This is a genomic window from Rhodopirellula sp. J20-39 (genome assembly GCF_057365095.1).
On the sequence record NZ_CP195123.1, the window covers coordinates 6,252,499 to 6,272,641 of the forward strand.

Here is a 20,143-nt window from a genome sequence, read left to right on the forward strand (position 1 = left end):
TGACCCCTACGGGACTCGAACCCGTGTTGCCGCCGTGAAAGGGCAGTGTCCTAGACCGCTAGACGAAGGGGCCGGAGATGTGGCGAACTGTGCGTCCGACCTCACCGACGGGCGTAATTTAGCGAACACAGTGACGGCACGTCAAGGGTGCCCATGCAACTGATGTCAATTAACTTTTAGCCCACATAAATACACGTCTTACGCACGTCACGAATCGTGAATTTGGGGCATTTGATCCCATTTTTGATGGGCTTTAAGACGATCCCTTCCGGCTGCGAGAGGATCCATAAGGGAGGGAATCCGATTTAAGCAGCCTTTCACAGAGACGTCGATTAACTTTCGACCGATGTATCGGTAGCTTCGTTGGAGCGTTGAATCGCTTCATAGACTTCATGGCGATGCACTGGCACCTCACGGGGTGCTTCCACACCGAGGCGGACCTTGTCGCCACGAATTTCAACCACGACAATTCGTATGTCGTTGTTGATGACGATGCTCTCGTTTTTCTTTCTTGACAAAACCAACATGGGTTCATTCCTTTTCGAAGGCCGTAACACCTCTCACTAGCGATCTTCTTAACACAAAGGTTGGGGGAGGAAAGATCGAAGAGTTCGTGTACGGACAGGGATCCTTGGGGACTCAACTCTAGGACAAAATTTGTCGCGGTCAAGGAAATCCGGGTTGACAAACGGGGAAAAATCTACATTCCGCAGTATTCAGCCTCGCAAACAACTCCTAAACCAGCCAACTTGCCAATTTGGCAGCTTCGACACAAAGTTGATCACCACCGGTGCTCAATCTCTTTCCTTACGACAAATGCGATCTAATGCCCGCTTTCTTCAATTTTCACGCGTACGTCTACCGAAACCAAGGTTCACCTCTAGGGCGATCGCTTGAACAAGTCGTCGAACCGATGACGGCTTTAGAGGGACTCTTTTTCGAGTGGGATGGTTCGCTGACTTGGGCGAATCAGGCCGAAGGCTGGCAGATCGATGGAACAGTTTACGACGATGGCAAGGAAGTACAGTACGTCGACCTTCACGGTCGCGTGGATCGCCAAGAACAAACCGAACGTTTCGCAGATTGTCTTCGACAACTCTTCCTCACATGGGGCGAACTCGATGAATTGATGCTGATGCGTTTGCCTGAGCGGCGGTGGCAAAATTTACAAGACTTTGAAAAAGAGTGGAAATCGGCCAGCGGCCGGAAACAAAGCAGCCAGCGGTAGAGCGACGTCCCTCGATTTGTTCGGAGGCCAGATCAACGGGAATTACCGGAAAAAACGCGAAGACAACAGGCTTCAATCCGAAAACCTGGAACATTTCGATCTTAGCTAACGAGGTTTTGGCACACCGAATGCAATACCCTGGATCGCCGGACAACCGGCACCCCGACCTCCAGGGTCGAAATGACTGAGCCAACTGAAAGGCTCAAGCCTAATCACGAACCTTTTTCAGGAAGAAGAACCATGTTCACCGCCACTGCCCCAGCTAACGAAGTTATCTCAAACGCCATCGCACCGACTCAAAATGAGACAACTTTGTCGGACGTCGAGATCCTTCGCCGCGTTCGAAACATCCGCAGTAGCTGGAGTGTTTCAGAGCGAATCGAGCGTCGCCAAGCCGCCAACGAACGTTTCGCAAACCTGCTCGAAGCACTTGAGCTCGATTCGCACGCTGCCTAGTTCTTATCGATATCGCTCCGATCGACTCAGTTACGATCGGCGTTGTTAAATCGACAGACTCTGTTCAGATTAGTTGGTCGGCGTTGAACGCCGAACATGGCCACTGAATGCGGCGAGGCACCAATCCCCATGTCTCGCGAATCGCCACAACAGTGCTCACCGAGCGATTCATTTATTTTGCTAGCAAAGACTCGTAGATTGCTGGACACTGAGGCAGTAAGAGTCTTCTCGCAGGTACCTAGTGCGAGTCAAACGAGTTCAGCTTACACTCGCGGTTTTGATGCGTTCAATATCCGACAGGTAAGCCGACATGTCGCGGAAGTACAATTTCTATTCGGGAATTACAGTTGCCATCTGCTATTTGGCAATCATCGGTTGCAGTGGTCAGACTCCCACTCAATCCGATCCTACCTTAGAACGAATGAACGATCGGTCTGCTGCTGCGGAAAATGGTCCACCAACGCAGTCATCGCAGCAATTAGCCAATGCACGGGCGGGCGAGCCAAATCCCCCGGGTTCGATTTCTTCCATTCCAGGTGATCTGGACGGCCAAGCGGTAACCACGCGAAATCAACCTGGGCAAAATCCTTCGAGTCAATCTACACCAGTTACGGGAACTCCTGGATTCAAGCCGCCAGCGGTAACAGGCTCGCCTTCACCGAATTCGATGCAAGGGCAAGCGAATCCAGCGACTGCTCTCGTTCCACAATCGGTGAATCCCGAAGGACGGCAACTGCGGGCCGACTTAAGTCCGGCTGAGCTTACTCGGTTCCTTGGTGAGATCGACCAGGAAATGAGGGCTTTGATCAATGGTCAATCGCGCATCACTGATCCTCAAGCAATTGAGAAAGAAGTGCAGCGTGTCGTGCAACTTAAGCAAACAGCTTCACAACGTTTGATGGATCACGCCGACGCAAGCGAGTCCGCGCGTGTCACCGGCCAGCGTGGTTACCTGCAAGCCATGTCGCATCAAGCTTCGATGGGCGACGTCCAGGCAGCCGAAGAGCTTGAAAAGTTCGCGTTGCAACATCGTGATGATAACAATGCCGAACTACGTTCGGATGCTCGGCTTGTATTGGTCGGCTTTGCAATCGAATCACTTCGTAATGGCAAGGAAGACGCAGCGGAACGAGTCGTTAGCCTGATGCAGGATGTCGCTTCGAACCCTCAACATGTTGACGTTGCAATGTTGATGGTAATGGCACAGGCGAAAGACGCTTTGTTGCAATACGAGCATCTCGACGAAGCAGCGGAAATTCGACAACTCATACTGGATCGTTTTGCGTCGTCGAACGATGCCGAGGTAGCGAGAATGGCGGCCATGATTGCAGCGTCTGGATTCGCTGCACAAGATCAAGACATTCAAAGGCTTGATCAATTGCGATCGGACATTGTTGAACCGCAGTCCGGAGGATCCAAGGTAACCGTGGCACAGTGGGAATCGGCAGTGAATGCGGTTATCGAGAAGACGGTTGACTTGTTAACCGTCCAATTCCTTGCTGGGGTGAGCTTAGAAACAGAGGCGATTGGCCGAACCGACATCGCCGACGCGACTTACCGGATCATGGAAGAAAAGATTGCCAACCGAGAAGATTCGGTCGGACGCGAGGCACGCACGGCGCTCCAAGCGAAAGCCAACCGCGAGTCCGTCATCGGTGAGAACTTCGCGCCGGACTTACCTTCGGTAGATGGTTCCAAATTGGATATGGCCGACTACCGCGGCAAGGTCGTGTTGATGCCGTTCTGGTCGAGCGTTTTCCCGGATTCGTTGGCGATGCTTCCTAACTTGCAATCTATTCAAAAACGCTACCCAGACGACGTGGCGATCGTCGGCATGAACCTGGACTTGGAAGGGACGGACGTCCGAGGTTTTATGCAACAAAACTCGCTGCGATTTCCTAGTTTCAGGAGCGTGTCGGATTCCCAGGCGGCTATTGCTAACGAGGTAGCCTACCGATTCGGGGCTGTTTCACTGTTATTCGTGGCGGTCATCGACCAAAGCGGCAAGGTTATCGGCGTGGATTTTTCTGGTCGTGATTTGAGCGAAATGGTCGAAAATCAAATCCGCTGAATTAAGCTTGAAGGGGTGCCCTGTCAATGGCTTTCCCCTTCAACCCCGCAGCGAACCCCGGTCATGCAGTTCATCGAGCTTACGGGCAAAACATTGCTCGACCTGATCAACGAAGGCGAAATTGATATGCGCCAACTCCATGAAGCTGGAGTCACTGGTGATTCAATCTTACGAATTAACAAATTCGGCGAGATCGAACTACGTGACCGCAACGAATGGAAGATGGTTGGCGGATTGCTAGGTCACTTCGACGATCGACTTCGCAAAATCACACGCCTGGAATGGCTCTAGCTTCTGTCGTTGTTGTTACAGAGTGCTGGCGGCAATCTACTGCCGCTACGTCGCAAGTTGCGTCCAATGTCGGTCGCACTCGGCCGGTTACCCGCAGTTCAGCGGAGCCACTTGCGTCATCACAAACTCGGGTAGTCACAAACGCAAAAAGCCGGACTGAGACAAATCCCAATCCGGCTTTCAATTTTATCAGATGCGTGACGACGACTTAGGAAAGCGTCTTTTGACAGACGTAAATCTGCATCGAGTGTCGTCCAACTTCGACGATACGGTTACTTGGTGCGAGTGGTCCATCCGCTTCCGGATAAATATCGGCCGGTGAAACAGCGGCTGTATCAACAAACAGGTTCCACTGCGTTCCACGACCAATTTCAGGCAGGTGGAATTCTTTGTTGTCGCCCGTACTGTTGAACATCAAGATCAAATCTCGACCAAGGCCTTCCGGATCGTCGATCCGACTTGGTGCCGCGATGTAAGCGGTCATCGCCAGTTCGCCTTGATCCCAATCCAGCGGGTGACCACTTGGGCTGTACCAGGAAACGTCTGGGATCTTACGACCGTCTACCGGACGTCCGGTCAAGTATTCCTTGCGACGAATCGTTGGCTGAGTTTTACGGAACTTGATTAAGGCACTGACAAAGCGGATAAGGTCAGCGTTCTTTTCAACCAAACGCCAATCAAACCAGGAAATATCGGTGTCTTGGCAATAAGCATTGTTGTTGCCCTTCTGCGTACGACGCGCTTCGTCACCGCTGACGATCATCGGTACGCCTTGGCTGACCAACAAGGTGGTCAACATGTTGCGAATTTGCTGACTACGAATCGTCGCGACACCCTTTTTGCGTGTCGGACCTTCGACTCCGTAGTTGTCGCTGATGTTGTGGTTGTCGCCGTCGTTGTTGTTCTCGCCGTTGGCTTCATTGTGCTTATCTTTGTAAGACACCAAGTCATTCATCGTGAAGCCGTCGTGGCTGGTGATGAAGTTGATGCTACAGAACGGGGGTCGTCCTGCGTGTTCGTAAAGGTCACTGCTGCCGGCCAAACGCGTTGCCAAAGGCCCAAGTGTGCCTCCATCGCCACGCCAGAAACCCCGCGTGTCATCGCGATAACGACCGTTCCATTCCGCCCAGCGAGAATCACCGAAACTACCAACTTGGTAGGCACCAGCGGCGTCCCAGGCTTCCGCGATCATCTTCGTATCAGCCAACATTGGATCTTCAGCGATCAATTCCACCATTGGCGGATTGGGCACCAAGTTACCGCCTCGGTCGCGGCTCAAGATACTAGCTAGATCGAAGCGGAAGCCGTCGATGTGATAGTTGTGAACCCAGTGTCGCAAGCAGTGGAAAATCATCTCGCGAACGACGGGGTGGTTACCGTTGATCGTGTTACCGCAACCGCTGTAATTACAGTAATGCTGGCCTTCGCTGAGGATGTAATAGACTTGGTTTTCGAGCCCCTTGAATGAAAGGGTCGGCCCGTTCTCGTTACCTTCGCATGTGTGATTGAAGACCACATCCAAGATGACTTCGATCCCGGCGGCGTGCAGTGCCTTCACCATCGTCTTGAATTCATTGACCTGTGCACCGGGGGTAGTGCCGTGGGCGTAGCCACGGTGCGGCGCAAAGAAAGCCATTGGGTCGTAGCCCCAATAGTTGGGCTTGGATAGTTTCTTGCCGTGTGGGTCGCGGATTGGGAATTCGTGAACGGGCATCAACTCGACGGCCGTGATACCCAAGGACTTCAGGTACGGGATCTTTTCGATCACACCGAGATAGCTACCCGAGGCCTTCACCTTGGCCGTTCGGCTCTTGGTAAAACCGCGGACGTGCATCTCATAGATGACTGTTTCGCTCATGTCGTGACGTAGGTGGCGGTCGCCTTCCCAGTCAAAACTGTGGTCGACCACGACACACTTTGGTGGCCGAACGAGACCATCCTTACCAGTTTGGTAGGTCCCTGCCAACGCCTGAGCGTAGGGGTCGATCAATCGAGCGGATGAATCGAATCGCTGCCCATTTTCAGGGTCCCAAGGTCCATTGGCTTGGAAATGGTAAAGAGCGCCGGCTTCCAGACCTGGGACGTGCAAACTCCAGACGTCACCCCAACGGTCGGTTTCGCGATCGAATTCAATGACCTGTGCCGGTTCGCGGTCATTCACCTTGTTGTAGAGCAGCAAACGCATTTCCGTCGCCGATCGACTGAAAACGGAAAACTGAGTCCCTTTTTCAGTAAGCGAAGCCCCAAACGGTGGGGCATAGGCAAATTGGAGATCGGGGCACGGTTGTCGCATCAGCATATAGATCACTCCTTGAGTCACTGGGTTGGGGGCCTGGCGGCAATTCAAACCTACCACCATGTCAGGAAATGACCGGAATTCTTGCTCATACCGAACAGGAATTTGACACTTCCAGGATCAATGGATCGATCAGGGGAAATGGTTGCATAGGCGAAAGTTTAACGCTGGCAACTTCCCTGTCGTCCAAGACGTTTTGATCTTGGCAAGACCTTCAGCGACGTGAAAAGCGATCTCCTTTTGAAGGAAACGGGGACACATCAAAGTTGCCATGTTATCTGCATACCAACCACTTGCGGGAATCCTACAGGCTGATTCGCAAAACTCATGCCTTCGCGCACCCTAATGACCCGCTAGTGGCGAAATAACTGTCAAACTATTCCGGTTAGAGAAGCATTACCTGTGGGAAGGATTGTTGTAGTGCCGCAGGGAGTGAGTTCCCGATGATGGGACTGGACAAATCTAACCTTAACAGGCCTCGCTGCGCTGCCGCGGTGATGGCTGTTTTCGCGACGATCGGCAACGGATTGCAGGTCGAAATGAGCCCAAGAGGGCTCCAAAATTTGTCTGTTTGCTATTCGACCATGGATGCGAGAAAGCCAACGTATGGAAGCCGCTGAAACCTTCTTGCCGCCCCAATCGGGACGATGCCAAGAAGCGATAGCCGATGCAGCCGAGCTTACTTCGCGCTTGAGGTCGGTTTGGGGTGTACTGCTTGCGGTCATCGTGGCAGCAAGTTGCCTCGTGGACGTGGCTGTCGCTCAAAATCCGTACGATACGCCTTTGCTAGCACCCCAGAATAATCCGTTGGGCAACCCATCTTCGGGCGCAGATCTGCTCGGTGATGACTTGCTGAACGAAGGTCTACCGGGCGGTGAACTCTCTGGCGACGATTTACTGGGTGGCGATCTAACAAGCGGTGATCTCTCGGGTAGCGATCCCCGTAGTAACAATCTCCCGGCTGGAAACTCACTCGGCGACGATTTGCTTGGCAACAATTCCCTTGGCGACGATCTACTCGGCGGAGGCAATTCGTCTGGCGACGACCTATTAGGTGGAAACGCTCTCGGAGGCGGTTCTGCTGCTGTCGATCCATTGGCGGGAATGGGGGCGACTGAGCCCATCAAGCCGCCCGCCCCACAGCAGAACAGCAAGCCAAATCCGACAGATCCGCATGTCGGGTTGTGGACAGAGGGAACCTACCCATCGGCCGATTCTTGCCGAGCTTGTCACCCTAAACATTACGAAGAATGGAGCGTTAGCAGCCACGCTTACGCCACCTTGTCGCCAATGTTCCACCGGTTTGAACAGGCGATCACGGAACTAACCGAGGGCACCGTTGGCGTTTTTTGCATGCGATGCCACTCGCCGGTCGCGACCCAACTGGAAATCCCACGTACCGTCAGCATGCTCGATCAGCCCGCGGTGGCACGAGAAGGCGTTACCTGCATCGCATGCCACCGGATCAACGAACACTACGGCCGCAGCAACGGTGACCGACGGATCGAACCGGGTGATATCCACGCTCCAGTGGGTAGTGGCGGCAACGGACACGGTCTCTACGAAGCACTCGCAAAGGCCGGAAAATACAAACTCAAGACGGACGCCTCCCAGACCGGGACCGGGCAAAAGATCCACAACGGATCGTTCTTCTTTGAACCGCTTACCAAGACCGACGTCTGCGTATCCTGCCATCAGGTAGCCGTACATCCTGGCATTTGGTTGGAAGTCGTTCATGGTCAGTACCGCGCTGGTCCCGCTTCGAAACGGGGGGTGTCATGCCAAGATTGCCACATGGGCGCCGTGCCCGGCAAGGACCTTGGTTACGAAGAGTGCCACTGCGCCGAACTAGGCGGCAAACCTTATGGCCAGCCAAAGAAACATTCCAACCACACGTTCTGGGGACCTGGCTACTCGATCGCGCACCCAGGCGTCTTCCCACATAACCCGAAGGCCAAGAAGTACTCACCGCGTCAGTGGCTAACGTTCGACGACCGAGCTGGATGGGGAACTAAAGCTTTCGAAGACAACGTTCCTGCGGGGACCTATTTCCCTGAGCCTTGGACGGAAGCTGATGATCGCATCGACGCTCGCAAAGTGATTGACGAGAACATCGCCAAATCGGAACACAAACGTGGCGTGGCCGCGATGACGCTGGAAGCGGCGACCAAAGTGAGTGCTCCCGTTTTCTATTCAACACCTCGCATTGGCGTTCCCTTGCGAGTCGGCTACCGCGTCGACAACGCTAGCGACGGCCACAACTTGCCAACCGGTTCACTGGGTGCCCAACCCCAACTATGGCTCAACGCCGTGTTGATCGATCCGACTGGTAGACGGGTTTGGGAAACTGGCTACCTGGATAGCAACGCGGACCTCGCCGACATGCATAGCGTTGACGTGGCAACCGGTCGCGTGCCGCGTGACAAAGGTCTCTTCAACTTGCAAACCAAGTTCTTGATCAACAATGTTCGGGGAACCGATCGCGAGGCGGCCTTGCCGCTGAACTACAGCCTAGATCAATTGGTATTCCTGCGGCCAGGTGCGGTTCCCGTGTCGGTGCTCAATCACCCGCCACTGATTCGGATGGAAGCGCACAGCATTGCGCCGCTGGACCATCGGATGGCTAAATACACGATCCCAGCTTCGGCGTTTCGCGTGCCAGGTTCTTACCGTCTATCGGTCAGGATGCGAAGTCGAACCGAGCCGATGTACTTCATGCGATTAGTCGGCAGCACCCCAGACATGATGCGTCGGATGAACGAGAACATGATCGACATCTGCCACTCAAGCCACACGTTTGAGGTTCGGTAGCCAACGATGAACGACTTATTCATTCCAACACAGAGTCCTTCGCCCAATCGTGTCCAACGGCTATCCGTCGCGATTGCCGTTGCGCTCGGCTGTGTGATGCTGACGACGACCAATGCCCAGGCCCAGCAGCGACTACGGCCAAGACGCCTTCCCTTGGTTGAAAGTGACGCTTTCCAATTCAGTGGTTACCAGTCCCTGAACCAAGACCACGACTCGTCCTTGGCGTTCTCTGAAGCTTCGGGAATGCCGTCTTTGGCGGGCACGTCGCTAGCAAGTCCTGAGTTCGCAGCAGGCCGGACCTACCAGCCTGGCTCTAGCTATCTACAATCGCCCGGCTATTTCCCGGAACAAAGCTACCACCCCGATCCGGCATTCGACGCATCCAACTCGTATCAATCGTCGACCGATTATCAAGCTGGCGGGAGAGATTCAGCTGCATTCGATTTTGAGCGATCCGCGTTCGAACAAACCAGTCCGGAATATCGCATCGCAGCAGCGACGCCAAGCAAGTCAACGTTGGATTCGTCAACTTCGGCTACACCAGCAAACTGCCCACCCAGCGTCAACATCGACGATTTTTCGGCGACACCCTTGCCGCAAGCTTCGATGTACCATGATCCGCTCGCCGCTCAATACGTCTACGACGATAAGCATGCGGTGCCGACACAACGGCCGCTGATCGAATTGGGGCGGATGTTCTATAGCGACGGGATCACGCCACGCGGCTTGAACTTGTTCGGCCCCATGAACATGGTGCGTCCACAATTCTATGTATACGGCGATTTTCGGTCTGGCGTCATTACAGGACGCAACGCTGCGGGAAGAACCGACAACTGGTCCAACCGTCTGAATCTAGACATGGACTTCCGAATAACCGACACGGAACGTTTCCACGGTTTTATCGGACCGCTTAACAACGCGACCAACGTCAACGGCGTGCAGATCGTTGATGACGAACTTGAGTTCAACAATGTTTTCAACCCAAACTTAGTGACCGCCTTCTTCGAAGGTGATCTTGGGGCGATGTGGGGCGGTTTCCACAACAAATCTTCCCCAATGGAAATCCCGTTCACGATCGGGCTGGTGCCACTGCTATTCCAAAATGGAATTTGGATGGAAGACGCGGTGACAGGGGCGGCTTTTGCATTGCCGGCTCGCCACAGCCGATTGCTGAATTGGTCGAATTACGAGACCACGTTTTTCGCCGTTGTTGACCAACTCAATAGCAACGCATTTGCAGGCGACAACCACGCCGCCCAGGCATTCGGTAACGCCTGGTTTATCGAAGCATATGGCGGATACATCGAGGCTGGATATGCTTATGTGCGAGATCGAAACGATTCCGCAAGAAGCTACCACAACGTCACGGCAAGTTTCACTCGTCGTTACTTGGACCGCATTAGCAACTCGACGCGGGTCATTCTGAACTCGGGGCAAGATCTCGACAAAGACGACCGAACCGCTGACGGTGGTTTATTGCTTTGGGAAAACAGTTGGATCACCGCGGCGCCGTTGACCGTGGTGCCGTATGTCAACGCGTTCTACGGTTGGGGACGTCCCCAGTCCGTTGCTCGCGCCGCTGCCAGCGGTGGTATCCTGCGCAACACGGGTATCAACTTTGATACCGACGGCGTGAACGGATTCGCAACGCTCGACACCAGTGGCTTCGATACCGCCGGCGGATCCATCGGTGTGGACTTAATTGGCAACGACTTGAGTCGACAACTCATTCTCGAAGCGTCGTACCAAACGGAGCACGGCGACTCGAATCCATTCGTCAATGGCGATCAGTTTGGACTAGGGGGCCGCTATCAATTTCCAATTTCCAATTCGCAAATTTTACGCTTCGACGTGATGCATGGTTGGCGTGGAAATTTGGATGACGTGTACGGCACGCGAATGGAATATCGCTGGAAGTTCTAAACTGAATCTTCGTCCCGGTGTGACCTAGCAGAAAATCCATGCCGAGAACGACACATGAAACCGGTACCGCATGCGGCGGCAACAGCACCGGATCGTAGGAAACGATCTGGCGAGAAGAGTTATCGCACACGTCGCATGTACGCCAAGAACTTTTCGTCGACTTTCGCCAACGGCATTTTCATTGCCGTCTCAAACATCTCGATCCGCTCTCGCTGCGTGTATTGCTGGAGCGGTTTTGTTTCACGAAGTCGTTCTAGGTAATCGATATACTCTTGCTTCATCGTTCGAAGCAAAAAGTAGGTCAACGCCCACGACTCGCCATAGGCGGCTTCCGCCGTTGCGGAGGATTGAAATCTGACATCATCCGCGACCAGTGTTGCCAATGAGTCACCGGGTCGAGTGGGCAGATAGCGTTTCCAACGATTCAAATTGACTCGATTGACTCGCCCCACGCCCCGCCAGCCTCGCGGGTTGCTTAGATCAGGCGACTCAAAAAACATCGCCAACCCTTCGCTCAACCACATCGGGTTGTCTGCGAAGCGGGTTTGCAATCCACAATTATAGGCCAATTGATGAGTTGCTTCGTGGATAATCGTCGCGATGTTGCGTTCCAAATTACCTACACGGAACGTTGTCATCCGATTGCTTTCCAGATGGTAATAGCCGATCACGTTGGCCGCCGTTTCGCCGATCTCTTCCCCCGCATGTTTCAAAAACTCGGCGCGATCGGCGAGCACAAAAGCGACCAGCGGGTACTTCGGCTCCTCGATGTCAACTCGCTGGTTTTTCCAATATGCAAAAAACGCTCGGTGCAAGGATTCAAACAGCGACGCCACGTCGCGGGCGTAGGCATCATTGCGTTGATAGAGCAACACATAATGTGCGGTTTCGAAAGCCTCAAAGCCTTCGGGAAATTCAGCGAGCATCCGCCGTGTCATCTCATCAGCATTGATGGGCGCGGGTGTCGGTGAATTTTCGCGATGCAGGATCTCGTCTGGCTGGATCAACCAAATCCGACCATCATCGCCACGCATTAGAACTCCACCATCCTTGGCCTCAACGAGTACCTCGCCATCGACGGTGCGTTTGGCACCCGTGGGTTGATCGTCAACAACCCGGCGCATGACAATCGTTTCGGCCCAAACGCTGGTGACGCCGCTAGCGACGAACCAGACCGCCAATGCGATACAGCACCCCACCTGCAAGCGATACGATTGGCGCAGGGAAGGCGTCTTTCGCGCGTCAACGAGAATGCAGAACATTGGAGAGGGAGACAAGTGTTGTTCGTAGATGAGTTGGCGTTAGTGTAATCTATCTCGGTCGGCGACATGAGAGCGTTGGATTGCTCTGGCCAGAACACGCTTCGTTCTTCTTCGGCCATAAAATCGACACCACGATCAAAGCTGGCCCAACTACCGGCAATTCGTCACCAGATACGGCCAGGAAACGTCTGGCTCGATTTCTCCTGTCAAGTTTTTTCGAGGTGTTTTGTGTCGGCTGCCTGTGAGCATCCGGGTGTGCCGAAACTTCTTGTTATCGGGTTATTCTTGCGAAGCTTGGCTTTTCCGTCACACCAGGACGGCCGTCTGTCGTGTTATCATAATGTGTCCTTGGCAGTCGATCTTCCAGACTGACCTCGACGAACGGTGAGGAACCTCGCAGTGACCTGAATTGAACCCCAAAGGGTTCCGATTCCGCTGCTCCTTTCTTCAGCGTTTTCGACATTCCAATTTTTCAGTGATCCGTGGCGGGAATAACTTTGATCATGTCCGAACCTGCGACACCTGACGAATCTCGATTTGGTGGGATACGTGTTTTGTTGGTGGAGGATGGGATGGTCAATCAACGCGTCGCATCCGCGGTTCTGAAACGACTGGGCTGTGAGGTGAGCGTTGCCGAAGATGGCAAGCTGGCTATCGAAGCGTGGCGATCGGCCCCGTACGACGTCATCCTGATGGATTTGCAAATGCCGGTGATGGACGGCTTGGAAGCAACTACGGCGATCCGAACCGAAGAACAATCCACAGGGCACCACATCCCGATCATCGCGATGACGGCCACCACGACGGACATTGACGAAGACTGCTGTCTGAAAGCGGGCATGGACGCTTATCTCGTTAAGCCCATGCGATCCGCTGAGATTGAAGCTGCATTTCAAAAACATGTGCTGCCGACGATAGATGCCGATTCGCAAGGCTCCTCCACCGCCCCCTCGGACTCGGTTCCACCAGACAATCTCACCAGCGCCGACGACATTGCCCAAGAGTGCCCCCCCATGCTCGACATTGAAACGGCTCGTGAACGCCTAGGTGGTTGTCCCGACGAAGACCTTGTCGCCGTCGCAGGTGCTTTGAAACATGAGGCACCGCTTCGATTGTCGGAGCTGATCGAAGCGTACGAACAGCGTGACTCCACCGCCATCAAACGCAGTGCCCACACTATTAAAGGAGCGTCCTCGGTATTTAACGCGACCCCAGTCACGGCCCCGGCCAAGAAGATCGAAGAAACCGTCTTAGCCGGAAACTTCGAAGCAATTGCACCATTGATTGAGGAATTAAAACGAACCGTCGCCCAAATGGAATCACAACTGGACGAATTCATTTCCCAAGTCCAAGGGAAATCGAATGACTGAACCTTCGCCTGCTGAAGATCCGAAGTCCGACCCCCTGACGATTGCTAGCCATAACGTGCTACTGGTCGAAGATAGCGAAACCGATGCGATCATCATCAAGATGAACCTGAGTCGCGATTCGCGATTTGTCGTCACGCATGCGAAGTCGCTGGGCGAGGCTTTCGGCACCCTAGGCGAAGCTGAAATCACCGTCATCATTCTGGATCTCAATCTGCCCGATAGCGTGGGAATCGAAACGTTTGATTCCATTCATGCTCGTTATCCGGCGCTACCCATTGTGATTTTGAGCGGCGAAGAGGACGTCGAACTCGCGTTGCAGGCGGTCGCAAACGAAGCCCAAGACTACCTGCCCAAAAAGGATGTCAATCCGCAACTGCTGACGCGTTCATTACTCTATGCCATCGAACGTCAGGCACGTTTGCTGGCCGAGCGACATAACTCGATCGTCGAAAGCGAGTTGCAGGTTGCTCGCACCATCCAGCAACAAATGCTGCCTACCCAAGCGCCGATTCTAGCTGGCTATGAAATCGCGGCGGTTTGCGAGCCCACGAAACAATGTGGCGGCGACTTCTTTGACTATCTGGAACTTAGCGAGGGAACTCTGGATTTCGTGGTGGGCGACGTCAGTAACCACGGATTTGGTTCAGCCTTGATCATGGTGGGTGCTCGACGCGCGCTTCGGACCTGTGCGCGAATGCATGGCGACGTGGGGAAAATCTTGACGGTCGCGAACCAGTCCATTTTCGAGGACACCGGTGGTGAACACTTTGTGACATTGTTCTACGGCCGTCTGTATCCGGAACAGCGTTTGTTAACGTATTCCTCCGCTGGTCATCCGGTGTGGTTGGTCAGCACCGACGGGAATATCCAAGCCCTGGAATGTCACGGCTTGCCGCTCGGTTTGATGGAAGAGAACGAATACAACCAAACCGATACAATTACCCTCAATTCAGGCGACCTGCTGATCGCACCCACCGATGGCGCCTACGAAGCGATGAACGAACACGGCGACCACTACGGTACCGAACGCATGTTTGAAATCGTCGCCAAGAACCAGGACAAATCCACGGCCGAAATTCGTGATGCCTTGATCGCTGACATTCGTCATTTCTGCCAACCGGCACAGCCGTTCGACGACGTTACGGTGGCGATTCTTAGAGTCCTGGCTTAACGAGTGCAGGCTTTGCGGGCGCTGGGTTCACGGGCGTTGAGTTCACGGGCGTTGAGTTCACGGGCGTTGAGTTCACGGGCGTTGAGTTCACGGGCGATGACTTCACGGGCGATGACTTCACGGGCAACAACCTAACCGCCCCAGTCCTCCTAGACCTTTCTAATTAGCGTGTGTTCTCAACACGCGGCACGCCTCTCCTTGCAGCGTGGCTAAGGCTTCGAAAAAGGCTGCGAGGGAGGCCGAACCCCACCGCAATTGCTCGATTGCTAGCAATACGTTTGCGGACATTCACTCGCCAAAAGCAACCGCGAAGATCGAATTCTCAGTCCGTAAAACCCGCGTTTTTCACGTCTTGCCGGCTGCATTAGCAGATTTATCCCGCAAACCGGTATCGCCATCAAAATTGATTCAAAAAGCACGACTGGAACGGCCGATAAAACGAACGAACACATTTTTTCGTGCCTTGAGGCGAGAACCCAATGACCCGCAATCGTTTTTTCCGTTTCATGAGCCCGCCTCGCCGTCGACGTGGAATCGCCGCGTTGGTGACAGCCGCGGTGGTGTCTCAATCGTTTGCTCCCATGGTGGCTTCAAACGCGGTCGCTCAAACCACAACCGGTTCCACTAACATCCAACAAGTTGTTGGCAAGGAACTCAACGGGAGTCGCCGAACGTCGAACTACCGTTCCGGTGGCTTGTTAAGCGGATTGTTTGGAAGCGGGTCATCTTCCAGCAGCTCCAGCAGCAAGTCGGGTGAACCGTACCGCAAGGCAACTCCAGTACCGAGCGAACGAGATGTCGATTGGGCAGGCGTTCCTTATCACGGTGCGACACCATCGCGAACGGCCAGCAGGAACGCGGCACCCGTCCAAGATCCTTCAGCGACCAGTCGCACGACTCGCTCAGCACGCGTAGCCGATTCCAGTGGTGCCGTTCCGACGCCACCACCGATTTCCACTTCACGCCGGTCGATCGCCTCTTCGACCCCGCGCAAGTTGGAAACCAAGGAAAGCGCGGCTCCCGTAGTCGTTAGCTCGTCGGCACGTCCAGCACCGCTGTCCATCACGCGCAGCAGCCGACGTTCAACGGCAACGGCCACCACACCAACCAAGCTGTCCACCAGCGAACCCGAGTTGGTCGCCAAGAGCGACAAGCCAGTTGAGTTGGTACCCAAGGTCAGTCGCAAAGTCATTCAAACCGAGCCTGCCAAAGAAGCTATTTCGAGCAGTCCAGCAAAATCGGCTCGCCGCGCAGCACCTGAGGTCGTTGCGTCGCAAGAAGTGACACCGAAGAAGGTGGAAAAGAAGGTCGAAGCTCCCAAGATCGCACAAAAGCCGACTGCGAAGCCAGCACCTGCACCCGCTCCTGAAATGAAACCCGCTTCTGCTCCGGCCCCAACTCAGGTCGCTGCAAAGCCAGTTCAAGCACCAACTCAAAAGCCTGCTGCAACACCGGCCCCGAAAACGACCACCATTGCATTGGGTGCCGCTCGTCAAGTCGACACAGCACCTAACCAAGTTGCCGCTACTGCGAAGCCAGCAATGTCGTTGCCTATGGGCAACACCGTTTCGGCATCAAGTCGCACCGAAGCACCACGCGTCACCTTGGGAACGGTTACACAAGGTACGGCCCATCCAAGTACACATAAGCAATCCGATCAGGCTCGCATGACGACCTTCGGTAGCGAAAGTGACGCGACTCGCTCGGGCGGTTCATTGAACGCGGCTGCAGGAAGCATTGCATTGCACCCGATCAGCGATCGTTTGCCAGCCGACCAAAACGAAGCGGTTGACCCAATGAAAGCTTGGCACGAATCACAAAACGTGTCGCACGATGGCTTTGCCGCTCGTGGCACAAGCGTTCCGGCTCGCACCGTTGCCGGCCCGACGTCGCCAAACTATCACTCCGGCTACGACCAAACACCGCCGGCGTACAATTCCAACGCTTATCCCAATGCAATGCGTGGAACGATCGGCACACCACAAGCTGCGGTTGCCGCACCAACTCACGTCAACACCAACAACACCTCAACTGAACTTCCTGGTATCCGCGTTCTGACCGCTGGTCCGAAACGGATCATGATTCGCCAAACGCATCCCTATGAAGTGATCGTCGAGAATCGCGGTTCGGTAGCTGCCGAAGGGCTGCTCGTTCGGGCTCATATTCCAGACTGGGCGGACGTCGTTGGACAACAAGTCACTCGTGGCGACGTCACCTCGGATTCCGTCGAATCGGTTCGCAACCTGCAATGGAAGATTGACCGGCTCGAAGCTGGCCAAACCGAAAAGATGTTTGTTCGCTTGAAAGCATCACGCAGCGGCACCCACGATTTGGACGTCGACTGGACCATGATGCCACAATCACGCAGCATGCAGGTTGTCGTTCAAGAGCCTGAATTGGCTTTGACGATCGACGGTCCCGATGAAGTCATCTACGGCCAATCGAAAACCTACCAGATCCGCGTTTTGAATCCTGGCGACGGGATTGCTCCTGGCGTGGTTTTCACCTTGTCGCCTAAATCGAGCTCGCCGCAAAGCCAGCGTATCGGTGACATCCCAGCCGGAAAAGAAGCACAATTCGAAGTCGAGCTTACCGCTCAAGATCTTGGTGAATTGAAGATCCACGGTCTTGCAATGGGCGACCTTGAACTACGGGCTGAAGCTGACAAGACCATCCGCGTTTTGGCAGCCGATCTGGAAGCGATCCTTTCCGGTCCCGAAGTGAAGTACCAAAACACGGACGCCGTGTATCAATTGGAATTGACGAACCACGGCACCGCTGCCAGTGACGAAGTCATTGCCAACTTGACGATGCCCACCGGTGTGACCTACCAAGGTGGCATGGAAGGGGCAACGATGATTGACAACCAATTGCGTTGGAAGATCGCATCGCTGACTCCGGGAGCCGTTCGCAAGTACCAGTTCCAGTGCCGTATGGATGCAACCGGAACTCAGAACTTCACCTTCGATTGCAAGGGCAGTGCGGCCGGTCAAACCAACGTGGCTTTGGACACAAGCGTCGAAGCGATCGCCGACCTCGTCTTGTCGATCGAAGACCCCAGTGCTCCGGCTCCGATTGGCGAAGACGTGTCCTACCAGATCGTGATTCGTAACCGCGGCAGCAAGCCAGCCAGCGACGTTCGTGCAGTGGCTCAGTTCAGCCACGGTATCGAGCCGAAGCAAATCAGCGGCCACGCTGGCAAGGTGATCACCGGTCAAGTCTTGATCGAGCCCATCGCACGGATCGATGCAGGCGAAGAGGTCCGTGTGACCATCGTCGCCCAAGCTGAAACGTCGGGCCACCACCGTTTCCGCACGGAAGTTCGCAGCGGCGACACCGTTTTGGTTGCCGAAGAAGCGACTCACTACCTGAGCCCACGCAACGATCGGATTACCCGTCGCAGCGGACCAGGTGGCAACGAGTTCTCGCTGCCATTGCGTTAAAACTAGCTGAAATCGGCCTTTAGCTGATCTCAACGCTTAAAGCGGCTTGCACCTGAATCGAAATCCCGATTCAGGTCGCAAGCCGCTTTTTTCGTTTTCGCCTTCAATGAAAGGACCAATCACGCTGCCACAATGGGGTCGTCTTGATAAACTAGGGGGCCTCACTCGGCACACCTCTCCCAGAGTGCTCCCTCCTAACCCCATGTTCGCCACCCCAATGCAATCCACCTCCATGCTCTTTCGAACTCTCAAATTCACCCGCAGCCGAATCGCGGGACTATGTCTTGTCGCTCTTATGGGCAGTTTGTCCGTTTCCTCCGCAAGCGATGCTGCCGAGACGCAACCTCTGAAGGTGCTCTTGGTCGACGGCCAAAACAACCACGCTTGGCAAACGACCACGCCACTGATCCAAGCAACACTGGAATCCGGCGGGTTGTGCGAGGTAACCGTGGCGACATCCCCCGGTAAAAACCAAGATCTATCCGACTTCAATCCAACCTTTGAGGGCTACGACGTTGTGGTTTCCAACTACAACGGCAAATCGTGGAACAAGGCCACTGAAAAAGCCTTCGAAGCCTATGTGTCCGGTGGTGGCGGGTTTGTCACCGTTCACGCCGCTGATAACTCGTTCCCCGCGTGGGACGCCTACAACCGCATGATCGGTTTGGGCGGATGGGGTGGCCGGACTGAAAAGGACGGCCCATTCGTGCGTTGGAAAGAAGACCAGCAAAAATTCACTCGCGACGATTCCCCTGGCAAGGGCGGCCAACACGGTCGACGCACCCCGTTCCAAATCGTTGTCCGCGAAAAAAATCACCCGATCACCGAAGGGCTGCCACCCTCCTTCATGCAAGTGGCCGATGAGCTTTACGGAAAACTGCGTGGCCCCGCCGCCAACATGACCATCCTTGCGACTGCTTATAGCAATCCAAAGACCGGCGGTACGGGCGAGCACGAGCCAATCTTAATGGCGATCGACTACGGCAAAGGACGTGTCTTCCACACCACTCTTGGCCACGACGCTGTCGCGATGAACGGATTGGCATTTCAAACGACGCTTCGTCGCGGCACACAGTGGGCTGCCGGCGGCTCGGTCAGCTTGCCTGCCGTCAGCGGCAAAGTGCTTACATCTAAAGAAGCTGCTTCCGGCGAACCCGCCAGCGCTGCCCAAGCCGAAGCCATCACGCCAGCAGACGCCGACGCAGCGATGGCCGCACCACCTAGTCTGGAAGCCAATGACTGGGTGTCGTTGTTTGATGGCAAATCACTGAGCGGCTGGACCCAGAAAAACGGCACCGCGTCTTACCGAGTCGAAGACGGTGCAATCGTTGGTAAAACGGCCGTAGGCAGCCCCAACTCGTTCCTCTGCAGTGATAAAAACTATGCCGACTTCGAACTGACTTTCGAGGTCGACGTGGACAAGGCTCTCAACAGTGGCGTCCAAATTCGGTCGAAAACTCGCGAAGATGGCGGCCGCGTCTATGGACCTCAGGTCGAAATCGAAGGGAACCCAGGCGAATCAGGCTATATCTATGGGGAAGCAACCGGGCGTGGCTGGATCACGAAGGAGCAACCGATCAAAGATGCTTACCAAAACGGTCAATTCAATCGTTTCCGCGTCCGCGCCGTCGGTGATCGCATCCAAACCTGGGTGAACGACACCAAAATCGCCGATATCGTCGATCCAGAATCGGCTCGAGAGGGATTCATTGGTCTGCAAGTCCACGGCATCCCCAAAGACGCCGGGCCATACGAAGTTCGCTGGAAAGACATCCGCGTCCGCTCGCTGAAGTAGTCCACCTTCATTAGCAGCCTGTCAAT

The 20,143-nt window shown here is 54.6% G+C and carries 13 protein-coding genes, 1 tRNA gene and 1 pseudogene; 11 read left to right on the plus strand and 4 right to left on the minus strand.

Going from position 1 to position 20,143, the window contains the following annotated elements:
• Together ACR3ZL_RS22800 and csrA are read right to left on the minus strand one after the other, a co-directional pair.
• Nucleotides 1–73, minus strand: a tRNA-Glu gene (locus ACR3ZL_RS22800).
• Nucleotides 74–332: 259 nt separating this feature from the next.
• A complete protein-coding gene (gene csrA, locus ACR3ZL_RS22805) occupies nt 333–527 on the minus strand; it encodes a carbon storage regulator CsrA (protein ID WP_283430504.1) in 195 nt (64 codons plus the stop codon).
• Between the two features lie 299 nt (nt 528–826).
• Between csrA and ACR3ZL_RS22810 the strand changes: the two genes are divergently transcribed.
• From ACR3ZL_RS22810 to ACR3ZL_RS22825, 4 genes are all read left to right on the plus strand, one after another.
• Nucleotides 827–1,228, plus strand: coding sequence for a hypothetical protein (locus ACR3ZL_RS22810; RefSeq protein ID WP_473650791.1), 402 nt, complete (start codon nt 827–829; stop codon nt 1,226–1,228).
• 240 nt (nt 1,229–1,468) lie between these two features.
• On the plus strand, nt 1,469–1,684 hold the full coding sequence (locus tag ACR3ZL_RS22815) for a hypothetical protein (protein ID WP_473650790.1): 216 nt from the start codon (nt 1,469–1,471) through the stop codon (nt 1,682–1,684).
• Nucleotides 1,685–1,994: 310 nt separating this feature from the next.
• A complete protein-coding gene (locus ACR3ZL_RS22820) occupies nt 1,995–3,755 on the plus strand; it encodes a TlpA family protein disulfide reductase (protein WP_473650789.1) in 1,761 nt (586 codons plus the stop codon).
• A gap of 63 nt (nt 3,756–3,818) precedes the next feature.
• On the plus strand, nt 3,819–4,046 hold the full coding sequence (locus ACR3ZL_RS22825; protein WP_473650788.1) for a hypothetical protein: 228 nt from the start codon (nt 3,819–3,821) through the stop codon (nt 4,044–4,046).
• A gap of 208 nt (nt 4,047–4,254) precedes the next feature.
• Here ACR3ZL_RS22825 and glgX read toward each other — a convergent pair whose 3' ends face one another.
• Complete coding sequence (gene glgX, locus ACR3ZL_RS22830) at nt 4,255–6,345, minus strand: glycogen debranching protein GlgX (protein WP_473650787.1); 2,091 nt, start codon at nt 6,343–6,345, stop codon at nt 4,255–4,257.
• 585 nt (nt 6,346–6,930) lie between these two features.
• On the opposite strand from glgX, the gene ACR3ZL_RS22835 reads away from it, so the two are divergent.
• On the plus strand, nt 6,931–9,153 hold the full coding sequence (locus tag ACR3ZL_RS22835; protein WP_473650786.1) for a multiheme c-type cytochrome: 2,223 nt from the start codon (nt 6,931–6,933) through the stop codon (nt 9,151–9,153).
• A 6-nt stretch (nt 9,154–9,159) separates the two neighbouring features.
• Nucleotides 9,160–11,076, plus strand: coding sequence for a hypothetical protein (locus tag ACR3ZL_RS22840; RefSeq protein ID WP_473650785.1), 1,917 nt, complete (start codon nt 9,160–9,162; stop codon nt 11,074–11,076).
• Between the two features lie 119 nt (nt 11,077–11,195).
• Here the strand turns inward: ACR3ZL_RS22840 and ACR3ZL_RS22845 are convergent, their stop codons facing one another.
• Nucleotides 11,196–12,200 carry a DUF1570 domain-containing protein gene (locus tag ACR3ZL_RS22845; protein ID WP_473653478.1) on the minus strand — a complete coding sequence of 335 codons (1,005 nt, stop codon included), beginning with the start codon at nt 12,198–12,200 and terminating at the stop codon, nt 11,196–11,198.
• Between the two features lie 641 nt (nt 12,201–12,841).
• Here ACR3ZL_RS22845 and ACR3ZL_RS22850 point away from each other — a divergent pair.
• The 5 genes and pseudogenes from ACR3ZL_RS22850 to ACR3ZL_RS22870 all read left to right on the plus strand — a co-directional run bounded on the left by ACR3ZL_RS22850 (nt 12,842) and on the right by ACR3ZL_RS22870 (nt 20,117).
• Nucleotides 12,842–13,708: a response regulator gene (locus ACR3ZL_RS22850; protein ID WP_473650784.1), complete on the plus strand. Its 867-nt coding sequence runs from the start codon at nt 12,842–12,844 to the stop codon at nt 13,706–13,708.
• Nucleotides 13,701–14,879, plus strand: coding sequence for a PP2C family protein-serine/threonine phosphatase (locus tag ACR3ZL_RS22855; RefSeq protein WP_486172990.1), 1,179 nt, complete (start codon nt 13,701–13,703; stop codon nt 14,877–14,879). The genes ACR3ZL_RS22850 and ACR3ZL_RS22855 overlap by 8 nt, the downstream gene beginning before the upstream one ends.
• A gap of 23 nt (nt 14,880–14,902) precedes the next feature.
• Nucleotides 14,903–15,046: pseudogene (locus tag ACR3ZL_RS22860) on the plus strand (pentapeptide repeat-containing protein); the annotation flags it as partial.
• A gap of 312 nt (nt 15,047–15,358) precedes the next feature.
• Entirely contained in the window at nt 15,359–18,322 is a 2,964-nt protein-coding gene (locus ACR3ZL_RS22865; RefSeq protein ID WP_473650781.1) for a COG1361 family protein, read from the plus strand.
• Between the two features lie 295 nt (nt 18,323–18,617).
• Complete coding sequence (locus ACR3ZL_RS22870; protein WP_473653477.1) at nt 18,618–20,117, plus strand: 3-keto-alpha-glucoside-1,2-lyase-like domain-containing protein; 1,500 nt, start codon at nt 18,618–18,620, stop codon at nt 20,115–20,117.
• Nucleotides 20,118–20,143: the final 26 nt, after the last annotated feature.

Coding starts and splice junctions, on each gene's coding strand:
- ACR3ZL_RS22865 (WP_473650781.1), top strand. CDS start 15,359: ATGACCCGCAATCGTTTTTTCCGTTTCATGAGCCCGCCTCGCCGTCGA.
- glgX (WP_473650787.1), bottom strand. CDS start 6,345: ATGCTGATGCGACAACCGTGCCCCGATCTCCAATTTGCCTATGCCCCA.
- ACR3ZL_RS22845 (WP_473653478.1), bottom strand. CDS start 12,200: ATGCGCCGGGTTGTTGACGATCAACCCACGGGTGCCAAACGCACCGTC.
- ACR3ZL_RS22835 (WP_473650786.1), top strand. CDS start 6,931: ATGCGAGAAAGCCAACGTATGGAAGCCGCTGAAACCTTCTTGCCGCCC.
- ACR3ZL_RS22825 (WP_473650788.1), top strand. CDS start 3,819: ATGCAGTTCATCGAGCTTACGGGCAAAACATTGCTCGACCTGATCAAC.
- ACR3ZL_RS22850 (WP_473650784.1), top strand. CDS start 12,842: ATGTCCGAACCTGCGACACCTGACGAATCTCGATTTGGTGGGATACGT.
- ACR3ZL_RS22810 (WP_473650791.1), top strand. CDS start 827: ATGCCCGCTTTCTTCAATTTTCACGCGTACGTCTACCGAAACCAAGGT.
- ACR3ZL_RS22815 (WP_473650790.1), top strand. CDS start 1,469: ATGTTCACCGCCACTGCCCCAGCTAACGAAGTTATCTCAAACGCCATC.
- ACR3ZL_RS22870 (WP_473653477.1), top strand. CDS start 18,618: ATGGGCAGTTTGTCCGTTTCCTCCGCAAGCGATGCTGCCGAGACGCAA.
- csrA (WP_283430504.1), bottom strand. CDS start 527: ATGTTGGTTTTGTCAAGAAAGAAAAACGAGAGCATCGTCATCAACAAC.
- ACR3ZL_RS22840 (WP_473650785.1), top strand. CDS start 9,160: ATGAACGACTTATTCATTCCAACACAGAGTCCTTCGCCCAATCGTGTC.
- ACR3ZL_RS22820 (WP_473650789.1), top strand. CDS start 1,995: ATGTCGCGGAAGTACAATTTCTATTCGGGAATTACAGTTGCCATCTGC.
- ACR3ZL_RS22855 (WP_486172990.1), top strand. CDS start 13,701: ATGACTGAACCTTCGCCTGCTGAAGATCCGAAGTCCGACCCCCTGACG.